General features: G+C 44.0%; 10 protein-coding genes. 2 read left to right on the top strand and 8 right to left on the bottom strand.

The genetic code is table 11. From position 1 onward, the window contains the following. Positions 1-1,197: 1,197 nt before the first annotated feature. From FZC79_RS20870 to FZC79_RS20860, 3 genes are all read right to left on the bottom strand, one after another. Positions 1,198-2,979 (bottom strand): ABC transporter ATP-binding protein, encoded by a 1,782-nt coding sequence (locus tag FZC79_RS20870; protein WP_148948606.1) that lies wholly within the window; start codon positions 2,977-2,979, stop codon positions 1,198-1,200. Further along, positions 2,960-4,702 (bottom strand): ABC transporter ATP-binding protein, encoded by a 1,743-nt coding sequence (locus FZC79_RS20865; protein ID WP_148948605.1) that lies wholly within the window; start codon positions 4,700-4,702, stop codon positions 2,960-2,962. The genes FZC79_RS20870 and FZC79_RS20865 overlap by 20 nt, the downstream gene beginning before the upstream one ends. Before the next feature lie 312 nt (positions 4,703-5,014). Then, entirely contained in the window at positions 5,015-5,740 is a 726-nt protein-coding gene (locus tag FZC79_RS20860; RefSeq protein ID WP_148948604.1) for a hypothetical protein, read from the bottom strand. Between the two features lie 217 nt (positions 5,741-5,957). Between FZC79_RS20860 and FZC79_RS20855 the strand changes: the two genes are divergently transcribed. Then, entirely contained in the window at positions 5,958-6,332 is a 375-nt protein-coding gene (locus FZC79_RS20855) for a hypothetical protein (protein WP_148948603.1), read from the top strand. A 17-nt stretch (positions 6,333-6,349) separates the two neighbouring features. Next, the gene (locus FZC79_RS20850; protein WP_148948602.1) at positions 6,350-7,612 is read left to right on the top strand and encodes an erythromycin esterase family protein; all 1,263 of its coding nucleotides are present in this window, start codon (positions 6,350-6,352) and stop codon (positions 7,610-7,612) included. A gap of 661 nt (positions 7,613-8,273) precedes the next feature. Here FZC79_RS20850 and FZC79_RS20845 read toward each other — a convergent pair. From FZC79_RS20845 to FZC79_RS20825, 5 genes are all read right to left on the bottom strand, one after another. Next, complete coding sequence (locus tag FZC79_RS20845) at positions 8,274-9,692, bottom strand: sensor histidine kinase (RefSeq protein ID WP_148948601.1); 1,419 nt, start codon at positions 9,690-9,692, stop codon at positions 8,274-8,276. Further along, positions 9,682-10,386 carry a response regulator transcription factor gene (locus FZC79_RS20840; RefSeq protein WP_148948600.1) on the bottom strand — a complete coding sequence of 235 codons (705 nt, stop codon included), beginning with the start codon at positions 10,384-10,386 and terminating at the stop codon, positions 9,682-9,684. Before FZC79_RS20840 ends, FZC79_RS20845 begins: the two co-directional genes overlap by 11 nt. A gap of 167 nt (positions 10,387-10,553) precedes the next feature. Further along, positions 10,554-11,366 carry a hypothetical protein gene (locus tag FZC79_RS20835; RefSeq protein ID WP_148948599.1) on the bottom strand — a complete coding sequence of 271 codons (813 nt, stop codon included), beginning with the start codon at positions 11,364-11,366 and terminating at the stop codon, positions 10,554-10,556. A gap of 135 nt (positions 11,367-11,501) precedes the next feature. Continuing rightward, positions 11,502-12,386, bottom strand: coding sequence for a foldase protein PrsA (locus FZC79_RS20830; RefSeq protein ID WP_252183421.1), 885 nt, complete (start codon positions 12,384-12,386; stop codon positions 11,502-11,504). A 181-nt stretch (positions 12,387-12,567) separates the two neighbouring features. Continuing rightward, on the bottom strand, positions 12,568-13,854 hold the full coding sequence (locus tag FZC79_RS20825; RefSeq protein WP_148948597.1) for a S1C family serine protease: 1,287 nt from the start codon (positions 13,852-13,854) through the stop codon (positions 12,568-12,570). Between the last annotated feature and the right edge of the window lie 91 nt (positions 13,855-13,945).

Below are 13,945 nucleotides of genomic sequence, written 5' to 3'. Positions count from 1 at the left end.
TGAAAAGCTTGACCAATTGTTCGTTAGTAAGCTTTTTCATATCGTAGTTCATAAGAGGACAAGCTAAATGCTTTGTTGGTAATAAAGATAAACATTGACTAATGACTGTTTTTTGAGCTAACATAATAGAGGTTTTGTGCTCCTTTTGTAGATAGTTTGTTTTTGGGAACAAACAGTCAATACATCTACAATAGGAGCTTTTTTTGTGTTTGTCTATAACTTCTCCCGCTCTATTTACTTATTTTGGAACCTACGCAAAGCCAGTGGGTCTCACCTGTCACGCTAGTCCCGCAGGAGGTCACGCACCTTCCGTTCCAATCAAATCATTACTAGCTTTTTTATGTTAATACTCTCCTTTACGTTAATATTGGGATTGAAAGTGTATAGGAAATTGCACCACAAATTTTTAAGAACAAAAAGTTCTGTCATTTGCTATTTAGGATTCATTTTGTATTACCAATTGAACAGATTTCCCAGCAAGAGCCACGTTAAATCAAGAAAAAAGGAGTGTCAAAATCAATGCAATTTGACCGTCCTTTTGATGTGTAATTGTTAATTTTGTACTCGAAAACAAAAGTCGTCAATTGAGGGTGAAGAGTTTTCTAAAGGCGCTGCGGGTAAGACCGCTGGGGTTGTTTTCCGGATGAAGTGGTTTTGAAGCGGGATCTTAAGACCACTTAACACTCGGTTTCTTCTTCAAGTGGTCTTTACACGCATTCTTACGACCACTTCATACTCGGGTTCTCTCCCAACTGGTCTCTACACGCATTCTTGAGACCACTTCATACTCAGGTTCTCTCCAAACTGGTCTCTACATCCTTTCTTGAGAACACTTCATACTCGGGTTCTCTCCCAACTGGTCTCTATATGCATTCTTGAGACCACTTCATACTCGGGTTCTCTCCAAACTGGTCTCTACATCCATTCTTGAGAACACTTCATACTCGGGTTCTCTCCCAACTGGTCTCTACATGCTCTCTTGAGACCACTTCATACTCGGGTTCTTCTCCAACTGGTCTCTACATGCATTCTTGAGACCACTTCATACTCTGTTTCTCTCCCAACTGGTCTCTACACGAAATCTTTATGAATCTCACCATAACAAACCTCCCAAATCCCCACACACATATCAAGTTCCATCCACCCCACAAAAAAACAGGATACCCAGCTAAAACGCTGAACATCCTGTTTTCTTTTTCAGCTGATTTCCCTCAGCTGGCTGTTATACAGTTCATAATAGAAGCCTTTTTGCTGCAGCAGTTCTTCATGTGAACCTCTTTCTGTGATTCTTCCGCTTTGCAGCACAAGTATCTGATCGGCCGATTGAATGGTGTTAAGACGGTGGGCAATCACGATGCTTGTTCTGCCTTCCATCAACCGCTGAAGCGCCTCTTGGATTTTCACCTCAGTGACGGTATCGATACTGCTCGTCGCTTCGTCGAGAATCAGCAGAGACGGGTCTGATAGAATCGCCCTTGCAATTGAAAGCAGCTGTTTCTGCCCCTGGCTTATCCCGCCTCCATCATGGGAGAGGATGGTATCGTACTGGTCAGGCAGTTTCATGATAAATGAATGGGCATTCGCTTCCCGTGCTGCTCTTTCCACTTCAGAGTCACTGGCATCCAATCTTCCGTAGCGGATATTCTCCCTGATGGTTCCCTGGAAAAGAAAGGAATCCTGCAGCACAAACCCCATATTTTTCCGGAGGCTCTCCCTTTTGATATCAAGAAGATTCTTTCCGTCTATGGTGATGGTGCCTTCGTCATGATCATAGAACCTGGAAAGAATGTTGGTGATGGTCGTTTTTCCAGCCCCGGTCGGCCCTACGAGTGCAATGGTCTGGCCAGGATCGGCTTTAAAGGAGATATCCTCGACTGTCTTTGTTTTTTTATCATAGGAGAAGGTGACATGGGAAAACTCGATTTCACCAGAGATTTCCTCAACAGAAACTGCGGCGCCTTCATCCTTCTCTTCTTTTTCCTCATCAAGAATCTCAAAAACTCTCTCTGCACCAGCGACGGCTGATAACAGGGTGTTGAACTGGTTTGCCAAGTCGTTCAATGGCCTTGTGAACTGGCGGGCATATTCTGTAAAGATGACAATGACCCCGATAGTGATGACACCTTGGACAGCAAGGATGCCCCCCACTCCCGCAATGACGGCAAAGCTGAGGTTATTCAGCATATTCATCAATTTAGGAATGAAGCCTGAATAGGTTGACGCCCAGTATGCAGAAGTTTTTAACCTGTCACTTTTCACAAGAAAATCATCCATGACCTTTTCTTCTTGAGAAAACGTCTTGATGATCCGCTGCCCGGAAACCGTTTCCTCTATGTAGCCATTGAGATCTCCAAGATTTTTCTGCGTCTCTTTGAAGAGCTTTCCGGTTCTGTTCGTAATCCATTTAAGTCCGAGGAACATGGCCGGGATGATGAGCATGGTGATAAGGGTCAGAAGCGGGCTCAGCCAAAGCATGACCCCGACAGTACCAACCAGCGTAAGGATACTGGAAAAAATCTGGATCACTGAGCTGTTGAGTGTCGAGCTCACATTTTCCATGTCATTTGTGACTCTGCTCATCAGCTCTCCATGCTGCCTGCGGTCAAAGAATGGGATCGGCAGCTTGTGCAATTGTTCAAAAAGCTCCGTTCTCATTCGAAACACTGTGTTTTGGGCAATCCCGATCATCCAATAGGCCTGCAGCCACATCGCAGTAGAATAGACGATATAGACGACGATCAAGCCAAGGATGAGCTGCATCAGCCCGCTTGCATCACGCGTAACGATAAAATCATCAATTGCCATACCAACCAGGAATGGTCCGAGCAGCCCCAAAGCGGAACTAATCACGACCATCAGGATGACAAGGCCCAATAACCCTTTTTCTTTGGAGAGATAACGCCAAATCCGTCCAACTGTACTTTTCCAGTTTTTAATTTTTGGTTTGTTTTTCGGTTCCTTACTGTAGTGCCTTGGCATGCTCGAGGTTCTCCTCTCCAAATTGAGATTGAAAAATTTTGCCGTAAAGCTGGGACTCATTTAGTAATTTTTCATGACTTCCTTCGGCAATGACCTTTCCTTCTTCAATCAGAAAAATTTTATCCGACTGGATAGCCGTACTAATCTTCTGGGTCACAATTAGAATGGTGCAGGAATAACCGCCGATTGCCTGGATCAGCTTGGACTCTGTCTTTAAGTCCAGCGCACTCGTACTATCGTCGAGAATCAGGATCTTCGGTTTCCTCACCAGTGCCCGGGCTATCGAAAGCCGCTGCTTCTGCCCTCCTGAAAGGTTGACTCCTTTTTGCCCGAGGACAGTATCATATCCGCCGGGAAGCCCTTCGATTAAATCATGGATTTGCGCTGACCTGGCCGCTTCCACGATTTCCTCCATGGACGCATCTGCCTTGCCCCATGCTATATTTTCTTTTATGCTTCCTGAAAACAGAAGTGCTTCCTGTGGAACAAATCCGATACTCTTCCTCAGGTTCTCCAGCTTGTATTTTTCTACCGGCACATTATCAATCAAAATTTCTCCTCCTGTGGCTTCATACAGCCTGGGAATCAGCTGAAACAGGGAAGTTTTTCCCGATCCAGTCGCACCAAGAATTGAAATGATTTCTCCCTGTTCCACCTTCAGATTGATTTCATCAAGTACATCGGTCTTCGTGCCCGGGTAATGGAAGGATACTCCTTTAAACTCAATTTTCCCTTTTTGAACAGCGAGCTTGGGATCACTGTCTTCCGAATCAACCAGATCTATGTCAGTGTCGAGCACTTCCTCAATCCTGCCCGCAGAAGCCCTTGCTCTTGAGAAGCTCATGATAATGAAGGCAAAGACAGAAAAAGCTCCTGTGATTCTTGTAGCATAGTTGACAATCGCCACGACGTCACCGACTGCGGCATCGCCGTTTGCCACTTCTATATTTCCCATCCAGAGAATGAAAAGGATGCTCCCATTCATAACGATGAACAGCACAGGCATAATCGTTTCCATAAGTCTCAAGGCGCTCACAGTTTTTTTCATCAGCGTCTTATTTGCCTGGATGAATCGGTTGTTTTCATGATTTCCCCTAAGAAGGGCCTTGATGATCCTCATGCCTCTTAGATTTTCCTGGATAACATCGTTTACGGAGTCAAGCTTCTGCTGTACAAACCTGAACATCGTCCACCCGCTGTTAAGTACCCACAGGAGGAAGACCAGAATAAACGGTATGACAAGCAGCAGGATGAGCCCCAGCTTCACATCGACAACCAGCGCCATGATGGTTCCCCCAATGACGAGAAGCGGTGCCCTCATCATGATCCTTAGGGCAGTAAAAATAGAATTTTGCAGCTGCGTAACATCATTAGTCAACCTGGTGATCAATGATGAAGACGGAAACTTGCTGAAGTTTGCGAAGGAGAAGTTCTGGATCTTCTCATACACACTTTTCCTGATATCATAGCCGGCCCCCTGGCTCACATGGGAAGCAAAAAAGGAATTCGTCACCCCTGCGGCAAAAGCCGTCAGTGCCAAAGCAGACATAATGCCGCCCCAATACCAGACAGCCCCCATGTCCTTTGGCAGGATACCTTCATCGATGATCTTCGCCATAAACAATGGGAGCATCAGCTCTACCGACAATTCAATCAGCATCAATGCCCAGGCAATTCCCATTGCCAGGCGGTAATTCTTCAAAAAAGAAAACATTTTCTTCATCTGTGTTCCCCCATAATCCTGGATGCACTCTATTATTTCGGAATCCGTATTTTATCCTATTTATTATAAAGGCTTTTCTCTATTTTTAAAAATAGTTTGAATTTTATTTAGTCCTTTAACGCACGAAAAGGGACAGTCCCTCTTTGTGCGTTAAAGCGCTGAAGCGAAGAATGATTATTTCATCATAAAGTCAAAAGACCGTTCTTCTTTAAAACCCTGATACTAAAAAAATGAGTGCCTGCTCTACGCGAATCGGCACTCATCATTTAAACTTTTACACGTGGAAATATAACCATTTTGGAACATCTTTTCTTATCCAACCCCCAACAGCAAAATGACATAGGCAATCCCGCCGGCAGTAAATGCCCAAAAACTGCTTTTGCGTTCTTCTGGAATCTCTTCTTTTAATACGTTTAGAATGATACTTCCGGATAGGAACGCGAACAACAGTGCCAGCAGCGCTTCAGGAATTTCTGTTAAAATACCGACTGCCCAGCCAATCACGATTGCTGCAGCAAGGACCCAGCGCCCCTCTCGATCATACCGGTCCTTATGGTGCTCACGCAGACCAAAATCGACCACGACAAAGTGAAGAGCCATTGCAGCGCCGTATAAAAACAAGTTGACCAGTCCTTCATCCTCCCTGTGTACAAGAAGATATCCTATTAAGCCGTTGTAAATAAAAAAAGAGCTGATATGAACCCAAAATGCTGAACGTGCAGGCTTATCTTCCTGTTCAGTATTCAGCTTTTTTGAATCCTGGACTGCCTTTTCCAGTCCATAAAAAACGACCAGTCCCAGCATCGCAATTAAATAGGCATGGTGCTCGAGATATGAAATCAGAGCAGCCGATTCCGCAATTGATTCCTGGTGTTCCTTTAATTCAGGAAGTATATGAATAAAAACATAAGCAACGGAAACCCCTCCGGCAATGGAAAGAAATTTGCTCCTCGGAATCGATTCCAAAAACGCCATCCTCCTTGCAGACAAGTGGACCAGTGCAAGGAAGACAGCCAAACCCAATGACGTCCAATCCATAGAAAGACCTCCTTTTAAGCTGTGTTTTCCCTTCTTTCAGACTGATAATCCTAAGATAAAATGGTGATGAACAAGACCTTGAAACATCTACAAAGATATCATTTCCACATATTCCGTTTACTGCTCCTGACTTTAGCCTAATTACATTACATACTATAGACTTCTTTTGTTTGGGCACTATAGAGGTATCAATATTCAAAGAGGGCGGTTAGGAAATATGGAAAATCCTCAATATGATTTACTCGATGAAAACGAACGTTCAGAGATTGACAGACAGATCAGCAGAATGACCTTCACCAAAAACTTCCGCTCCCCCAGCGCGGAAGAATGGTTTGTGTTTCTCGCAGACTTTCAAGATCCCAGAACAGGCGGAGCTGCCGGGAAAGTGATCATCCACTATGATCTTCTTGGGAACAAGGAGGTTTTTGTGAATACCACCGTTATCCTGGATGATCCCCAATTGCACAGACAGGAGAGGCACCATCTTGTCTATGCGGTTGGCGATGAACTGGTGAACAGGCTGGTCGGTTACGCAGCAACACTGTTTTCGATGCATGCAGGGGAAAACAGCTATGACGCAAAATACAATTAAGTTATGGAGGTTTTAAAATGAATGAAACTGTTATTCAATCAATACGGGAACATTCAAAGGCTTATAAGTCCGAACAGGATCTCGACAAGGTTATCCAAGAGATTGGGGATTCACGGATCGTCCTTCTGGGGGAAGCCTCTCATGGGACATCGGAATATTATAAAATCAGAACAGAGCTCTCTAAACGGCTGATCGAGGAAAAAGGATTCAATATTATTGCAGTGGAAGGAGATTGGCCTGCCTCACAAAACGTAAACAAGTATATTAAAGGAAATGACAAAACAGCCAATCCCCGGGATGTCCTCCAGTCCTTCAAACGCTGGCCGACATGGATGTGGGCCAATGAAGAGGTAGTCGAATTGATTTCCTGGCTGAAAGAGCATAATGCCAAGACAGCTTCTAAACAGAAAGCCGGTTTTTACGGAATAGATGTTTACAGCCTTTGGGAGTCAATGGAGGAAGTCATCCGCTACCTAGAGAAAACAAATTCACCCGATCTGGAAAAAGCAAAGAAAGCGTTCTCCTGTTTCGAACCTTTTAATAAAGAACCACAGGAGTATGCGGTTTCCGCCGGCTATCTTGGTGAGGATTGTACTGAGGAAATTGTCGGGCTGCTCTCCACAATCAGGGCAAACAAAAAGGACTTCGCAGGAAGTCACGAGCAGGAGCTGAACCTGGAAGTAAATGCAATGGTGGCAGCAAATGCCGAACATTATTACAGGGCAATGGTGACAAATGATGAGCAATCTTGGAATATCAGGGATGAACATATGGTAGAAGCTTTGAACGCCGTTATGAAATTCTACGGTGAAGAGGCCAAAGTGATTGTTTGGGAACATAACACACATGTTGGGGATGCTCGGGCAACCGATATGATGGAGGCCGGAATGACCAATGTCGGACAGATCGTCCGCGAACAGAATCCTAAGGAAGATGTATATATTGTCGGGTTTGGCACGCATCGCGGTACCGTCATCGCCTCAGAAGAATGGGGAGTGAATTTTGAGAAGATGGAAGTTCCACCCGCTCGAAGGGGAAGCTGGGAGGACGCAATGCACCAAGCTGGCAATTACAATCAACTATTGTTTTTCAATGATGACAATAGAAAGCTGTTCCACTCGCCGCTAGGCCACAGAGCGATCGGGGTTGTATACCGCCCTCAATATGAGCAGTACGGCAACTATGTACCGTCGATCATGTCTGAGAGATACGACGCGTTCATCTATATAGACGAAACCAACGCACTTGAGCCGCTGGAACTCAGCGATGTAAGATTATAAAACCAAAGTCTTTGCTGTGAAAAATACACCCTTAAACGAAAAAGAAGGCTGATCACAACGGGTTCTGTTTTCGAGTACAAAATTAACTATTACACATCAAAAGGAGTGTCAAATCGCGTTGATTTTGACACTCCTTTGATTTGATTTAGTAGTATTCTTACTGGTAGATCTGTTCAATTGGTTAAACAAAATGCACCCTACCCTAAATAGCAAATGACAGAACTTTTTGTTCTTCAAAATTTTTGACTCAATTTCCTATACACTTACAATCCTACTATTAATAGGAAGGAGAGTTGTTAATTATAAAAACTCCAGCAATGATTCGATTGGAACGGAAGGTGCGTGACCTCCTGCGGGACTAGCGTGACAGGTGAGACCCCACAGGCGAAGCCGAGGAGGCTCATCCAGCTCCAGCGGCCAGCGACTAGCAGATTTCGGTCTCTCTCCTTGCGATAAGTCATCATCGAATCGCTTCGCTCTTCGTGATTCCTTTATCTCATGCGAGAGCCCTAAAATCTGTACGTCGCTGAACGGCCTCTTCCGCTTTTGCTTCACCGCACGCCCCGCGGAGTCACGCATCTGAAGTGGAAATCACTCTACCATCTACCCTTTCTTTGGCTAATTTGAAGTTTGTACTTCAAAATTGAACCCGTTACACTGATCAGCCTTCTTCTGTTTCCACCGGCATTCTAATGACAAACTTAGTACCCTTTCCTTTTTCACTGAATACATCAATAGTACCTTTGTGCATGAGCACCAGCTGCTCTACAATCGAAAGGCCGAGACCGAATTCACCGTACGGATTATTGGTTCGCGATAAATCTGCTTTATAGAATCTCCGCCAAATGGACTGTATTTCTTCGGGATCCATACCCATCCCTGTATCTTCAATCTCAATGATTGTTTCCCCTGAGGATGAACGTCCTCTGAGCCATATGGACCCTCCATTGGTAAATTGAATACTGTTTTTCGTGATGTTGATCAGGATTTGAATGAAGCGGTCATAGTCTGCCTGCACTTTAACATCTGCATCCGCTTCGATATGAATTTCATTTTGTTTTTCTTCTGCCTGTAAATCCAGCTGTTCCTTAATAACTTCAAACACATCCAGCAGTGGAAGACTTACTTTATTGATGCTGATTTGGTTGGAGCGGATTTTTTCGTAATCCAGGTTTTCATTAACAAGTCTGATCAGTCTGCGTGTTTCCTGGCTGACAAGCCCGAAGCTTTTCTCTTTTTGCTCTTCGGGAATCATGTCGTTCCGGATGCCCTCCATGACTCCGCGGATGGTCGTCAGCGGAGTTCTCAGTTCGTGTGAGACATCCGCCATGAACTGCCTTCTGCGGTTTTCGAGGCTGTCTATTTCTTCTTTAGATACCTTCAACTTCATGACCATATTGTTGAAGTCATCTGCGAGGTCACCGATTTCATCGAAGTTCGAACTTGGAACGTGAACATTATAATTTCCCGCGGAAACAAGGGAAGTCGCTTCCCGTATCCGCTGTATCCTTTTTACATGCAGCTTCGATAAGAATAAACTCAGCAAAAATGTAATGGCTAGAGAGATGAGAACGATATATAGCATATATTCATTGATTTCACTCAGCATTTCCCTTGTTCCACTGATTGGCGATATGAGGATCAAGCCGCCGGTCAGTGTTTCATTGATAATCCGTGGCATTATGACCAGCGATACTGCTTGATTAAATCGGCCAAAATCCTTTTTCAGGGGAACGGCCTCGCCGTGTTCAATCATCTGCCACTCTTCCTCGCTTAACTCAATACGAGGATAGATGTTTCCCCGCGAAAAGGATACTACTCCTTCCTGATTGAAGGTAATCAAGTCTATATCCCTGGCTTGAAGCAAGTTGCTGTATTCCTCAAGGTATTGCGGCCTTCGCGGGCTTGGCCTTTCCAGATCTGACAAAATCTTTTCCCCATAGGAGCTCAGTTCCTCCACCTTATTTTGGTAGACTAAGTCTTCAACATAATGTGAAAATAGGGTCCCCAAAATTAACAAGGCAATGATCAGAACACTCGTATGGCTGAGCAGAAGCTGATAAAGATATCTAATTTTCATCAGAAACCGCTGTTTCATCAAATTTGTAGCCTACTCCCCATACCGTATGGAGATAGGGCTGTTCCTTGCTGCCTACCTTATTGCGAAGCCGCTTGATATGGACATCCACTGTCCTTTCATCTCCATAGAAATCATAGCCCCACACCCGCTCGAGCAGCTGTTCTCTGGAAAACACCTGCCGGGGATGCTGCGAAAGATAATAGAGCAGATCAAACTCTTTTGGAGTCAGGTTTGTAAGTGGAACTCCTTTCAGAAGAACTTCACGGGTTTCTTTGCTGATTTGAAAGTCCGCTGTTGATATATCCTTTTTGCCTGGAGAGGAATTCTGGTCAGTTTCATAACGCCTTGTCACTGCCCTGATCCTTGCCATCAGTGCAAGCGGCGAAAATGGTTTTGTGACATAATCGTCCGCCCCAAGTTCCAGTCCCAGAACTTGATCTGATTCACTGTCCTTCGCCGTCAGCATGATGATCGGAACTTTTCCGCCGCCTTCCCTGATTTTCCGGCAAATGGCCACACCGTCCATGCCCGGAAGCATCCAGTCCAATATCACGAGGTCCCATCTGCCTTCCGTGTACCGTTGGTAACCTTGTACTCCGTCATGAACAAATTCCCCTTGAATGCCTTCTTTTATAAAAAACATTTCCAGCATCGAGGTGACACTTTCATTGTCTTCTACTACCAGAACGTCCATCCCTATCGTCCCTTTCCTCTACAAGCTCTAGTATTTAAATTATAGCCCTTTTCTACCTCTTCTTCTATTGATTTCCCCTTTAACAAAGGGAAAAACCCCGCAGAGATGCGGGGATTTCCTGTTTCATTACAGCCTTACAATATATCACCTACAATTAATCTGATTCCTCAGTGTTGTTCAATACCTTTTTCGTGATGGCCTTTTCCATGGCCATGTCCATGATGGCCTCTTTTACCTGCATGGAATAAGAAGCCTTCCTCCTTATTGAACGGGAAAATATCCAATTTCTTTGCTTCTTCTCTATGATCAGTCATGATTTCTTTCATGATCTCTTTTAGTGATTTCCCCTCAGTACTGATGCCCAATTCTTTTGCTGCTTTCATGATTGAAGCATCCATCACTTCATGTTTAAGCTCTTTGTGGTCTTTACCCTCGGTTTCGATCCCCAGCTCTTTCGCTGCTTTGACCAGAGCGGCTTCTCTGACCTCTTGGGCAAGCTTTTCAAGATCCTTGCCGTCAGTTTCGATGCCTAACTCTTTCGCCTTTTGCTTTACTAGCGTTTCCCTGACTTCTTGTGCCAGTTCCTCCTGCTCTTTTCCTTCCGGTGATATTCCAAGTTCCTTTGCTTTTGCTTCAAGTTGGACTCTATGAAATTCTTCCATGAGTGCACGGGAATCCTTGCCATCAGTATCAATTCCTAATTCGTCTGCTTTTTTCTTCAATTCTGCTTCCATGATTTCTTTCGCTAGTTCCCTTGTATCTTTAGCCTCTGGGTCGATGCCAAGTTCTTTCGCTTTCTCTTTTAACTGTTCTTCCCTGTAGTGAAATTTCCCATGGCCGCCAAATACCGGTTCATCCGCTGACACTTCCTTGTTTAATTGAGCGTTGCCCTCTTCAGCTGCGAAAACAGGAATCCCCCCAAGGATACCTATGGTTAATGCACCTGCCATTACATACATGAGTGTTTTTTTCTTGTTCATTTTTTTCCTCCTTATATTTTTGCTAGAAGCTCTAATCCTGATATGTAAAAACACCGCAGAAAGGGATATAGTGCTCTGCAGTGTTAGTATTTCCAAAAGTTATTGCTAAATTATGAACAATCCGCTGCCGGTTTCTTAACTTTTAAGGAGGTTTTCTATTTTATATTCTTCCTTTTGTTCCTGCAGCCAAGCTGGATATTCTGTTTGAAGTGCCTGGTCAAAGAGAATATTTTTGACTTCTTCTTGATGGTCTTCAAGTACCGCTTCCTTCGCGTCTTTCTTGTCCGTTATTTTAATGATATGGTAACCGAACTCCGTTTTGACGGGATCACTTATTTCATCTGTCTTCATTGAAAAAGCCTTCTCTTCGAATTCGGCAACCATGTCTCCTTTGCTAAAGAAACCAAGTTCTCCTCCTGATTCAGCATTGGAACTATCCGTAGAGTATTCTTTGGCCAATTGGGCAAAATCTCCTCCATCGTCCAGCTTTTTCTTTACCTCTTTTGCTGCAGCTTCATCTTCCACCAGGATGTGGCTTGCCTGGACTTGCTCCTGCTGCGCAAAAGTTTCCTTGTTGGCTTCAAAGTATTCTTTGATTTGGTCATCCGTAATAGTCACTCTGTCATTCAGCAACTTTTCAGTTAATAAATAAGATCGGATGTTTTCTTTCACACTCTCCATACTTGCACCGCTGGAGGTTAAAGCCTCGTTGAACGCTTCATCGTTTTCATATGAGCTTTTGAGCGTCTCTAATTCAGCTTCTATTTCACTATCTTTCACTTTTATATCTTTTTCATCGCTTTCTAATTCAACGATTTTATTGGCAATTAGTGTGTCTAATGCAGCTTCGCCGTATTGATCCACCATCATCGTGTACAAGTCATCTTTGCTTATAGAATTGTTCCCCACTTTTGCTACTACTTCCCCTTTTGAAAAAATAAACCCGGTTATAATTAGACTGACGACGACCACACTGCCTATTAAACCTAGTAATTTACTATGATTGTTCTTTTTATCCACGATACCGCTCTCCTTTTTTATAGGCTGTTTTCGTATGAATTTTTGCTTTCAGAAACATCTCTAATCAGAGGGGCTAGCTCTTTTCTTTCTTTATTAAATAGCAGCAAAATTTACGAAAAGAGCCTTTTTATAAGAGGGGCCTGGCAGGTATTATCCCAAGCACCAAGAAGTTTATGTTAGATTAGTTAATCATCATGCTATTGCTTGTAAGAGTCAAACTGATGGACATCTTTTCTGCACCGCGGTAGATTGTCATATCTGCCCTATCGCCTACTTTAAGATCAGAATACAACTGCCTTCTTAAATCTGCTGGTGTTTCAACTGGTTGTCCATTTAATTCAGTAATGACATCTCCAGCTTGAATTCCGGCTTTTGCTGCCGCTGACGTATCGTCGATATTTGCCACAATCACCCCGGCACTTACTGCATCCGGAAGCTCCTCCAAGTAGTTCCTTGGAACATCCGACAGACTCGTCATTCCAATCCCGATATAAGGGCGCTCCACTTTACCTGTTTTAATGATTTCGTTGACAATAGGCATGAACTCTTTACTTGGGATGGCGAACCCGAGACCTTCTACTCCTGAAGTTGAGATCTTCAAGCTGTTAATTCCGACCAATTCACCCTTGCTGTTGATTAAAGCACCGCCGCTATTGCCAGGATTGATAGCTGCATCTGTCTGAATGACATTTAATTCGGACTCACCGGCAGAGGTTGGTACTGCTATCGTACGGTCCACCGCACTGATGATTCCTTGTGTTACGGTTCTCGATAAATCAAGACCTAATGGATTTCCTATTGCGATAACTTGTTCACCGGCACGAAGTTCACTGGTATCTCCGACTTCAAGCAGGTTATCTGCATACTTGCCATCAACTTTCAAGACAGCTAGATCTGTCAACGGATCCGCGCCGATCAGCTCTGCTTTTGTCTTTTCGCCATCATGCAGAGACACTTCTATGTTTGAGGCATCTTCAATGACATGATTATTTGTGATGATATAAGCAAAATCACCTTCTTTTTTGAAGAGGACTCCTGACCCGGTCCCAGCCTTGGCTTCCTGAGAGACTCCAGTATATCGGTTGCTTTGCTCCTGATAGTTAACAATGCCTACGATCGCCTTTGATGCGTCTTCTACAATGTTAGCGATATCCCCTCCGGTTGAGACATTAACAGCATTGATACCTGCTGTTTGGGAGGTTTCCGCCTGCTGCGAGATTCCTGCTGCATTCTGAATGCTGTCCTGAGCAAGATTTTGATAATAATCTGTTTGCGGCAGGACACTCAGTGTAAGGACAGAACCGATGACACCTGCACCCACAGTAGAAAGAAATCCTCTTCCTTTTGATTTTCGATTCTGTTTTTCATATCTATATCTTTCTTCTGTTACAGGCTGCTCTGCTTCGGGCTGTGGTGAAACTGTATGCTGAACTTCTTCATTATTATTTTGATTGTTTTGTTCAAACATTCTATTTCCTCCTCTATAGGTAAAAGCTATTTATCAGCTGATTCATTAAAAGTTTTACGTTGTTGTATCGCTTTCTCTTGGTGCTTGATTT

The organism is Rossellomorea vietnamensis, assembly GCF_008180615.1.
GTDB classification, from domain to species: Bacteria; Bacillota; Bacilli; order Bacillales; family Bacillaceae_B; genus Rossellomorea; species Rossellomorea vietnamensis_D.
Note: the sequence above shows the minus strand (reverse complement) of the source record. Positions and strands in the feature narration are given on the sequence as shown.

Excerpts from the sequence above, each read along its gene's own strand:
- FZC79_RS20850 (WP_148948602.1), top strand. The coding sequence starts at position 6,350 with ATGAATGAAACTGTTATTCAATCAATACGGGAACATTCAAAGGCTTAT.
- FZC79_RS20845 (WP_148948601.1), bottom strand. The coding sequence starts at position 9,692 with ATGAAAATTAGATATCTTTATCAGCTTCTGCTCAGCCATACGAGTGTT.
- FZC79_RS20860 (WP_148948604.1), bottom strand. The coding sequence starts at position 5,740 with ATGGATTGGACGTCATTGGGTTTGGCTGTCTTCCTTGCACTGGTCCAC.
- FZC79_RS20835 (WP_148948599.1), bottom strand. The coding sequence starts at position 11,366 with ATGAACAAGAAAAAAACACTCATGTATGTAATGGCAGGTGCATTAACC.
- FZC79_RS20825 (WP_148948597.1), bottom strand. The coding sequence starts at position 13,854 with ATGTTTGAACAAAACAATCAAAATAATAATGAAGAAGTTCAGCATACA.
- FZC79_RS20870 (WP_148948606.1), bottom strand. The coding sequence starts at position 2,979 with ATGCCAAGGCACTACAGTAAGGAACCGAAAAACAAACCAAAAATTAAA.
- FZC79_RS20865 (WP_148948605.1), bottom strand. The coding sequence starts at position 4,702 with ATGAAGAAAATGTTTTCTTTTTTGAAGAATTACCGCCTGGCAATGGGA.
- FZC79_RS20840 (WP_148948600.1), bottom strand. The coding sequence starts at position 10,386 with ATGGACGTTCTGGTAGTAGAAGACAATGAAAGTGTCACCTCGATGCTG.
- FZC79_RS20855 (WP_148948603.1), top strand. The coding sequence starts at position 5,958 with ATGGAAAATCCTCAATATGATTTACTCGATGAAAACGAACGTTCAGAG.